Here is a 1,005-nt window from a genome sequence, read left to right as displayed (position 1 = left end):
AGGTTTCCGAGGCGAAGCGCCTGAAGGCGCTCGAAGAGGAGAACGCCAAGCTGAAGAAGCTGCTCGCCGAGCAGATGCTGGACGCTGCTGCACTCCGCGAGCTTCTTGCAAAAAAATGGTAGGGCCCGCCGCCAAGCGTGAAGCCGTCGCGCATCTGAAGGCCGTCATGGGTCTTTCGGAGCGTCGGGCCTGCCAGATCATATCTGCCGACCGCAAGACGATCCGTTATCGGTCAAGTCGACCGCCGGAGGTCGATCTGCGAGCGAAGCTGCGCGACCTCGCCAACGAGCGGCGGCGTTTTGGCTACCGTCGGCTGTTCATCCTGCTTCGGCGAGATGGAGAGCCGTCCGGCGTCAATCGCATATACCGTCTTTATCGCGAGGAAGGGCTTTCCGTTCGCAAGCGAAAGGCCCGGCGGCGTGCTGTCGGCACGCGTGCACCGATCCTGGTCGAGGCGAAAGCCAATGCCCGCTGGTCGCTGGATTTCGTCCACGACCAGTTTGCCTGCGGCAGACGATTCCGGGTCTTGAATGTCGTTGATGACGTGACGCGCGAATGCCTGGCAGCGATCCCGGACACGTCTATCTCTGGTCGACGTGTTGCTCGAGAACTGACGACGCTGATCGAACGACGCGGCAAGCCCGGAATGATTGTCTCCGACAACGGCACCGAACTAACGTCGAATGCCATTCTCGCCTGGTCGAGGGATCACAAGGTGGAGTGGCACTACATCGCACCGGGAAAGCCTATGCAGAACGGCTATATTGAGTCCTTCAACGGACGGATGCGCGACGAGCTGCTGAACGAAAGCCTGTTCTTCGGTCTCGATCATGCCCGCAGCGCCATCGCCGAATGGGCGGACGATTACAACCATTCCCGGCCGCACTCATCGCTCGGATACAAAACCCCGGCAGACTTTGCCGGGAGCATCGCCGCAACCGGCTCCAACGCTGCGCAAGATGAAGGCTACGCGTTTCCGCCGGTTGCTCCCACCGCGCCAAGTGG

At 61.2% G+C, this 1,005-nt stretch carries 1 pseudogene; it reads left to right on the top strand.

Annotation, left to right across the window (positions count from 1 at the left end):
* Nucleotides 1-1,005, top strand: a pseudogene (locus tag G9X64_RS36075) (IS3 family transposase); the annotation flags it as partial.

The organism is Rhizobium sophorae (genome assembly GCF_013087515.1).
Taxonomy (GTDB): domain Bacteria; phylum Pseudomonadota; class Alphaproteobacteria; order Rhizobiales; family Rhizobiaceae; genus Rhizobium; species Rhizobium sophorae.
This window is presented reverse-complemented; position numbering and strand designations above follow the sequence as displayed.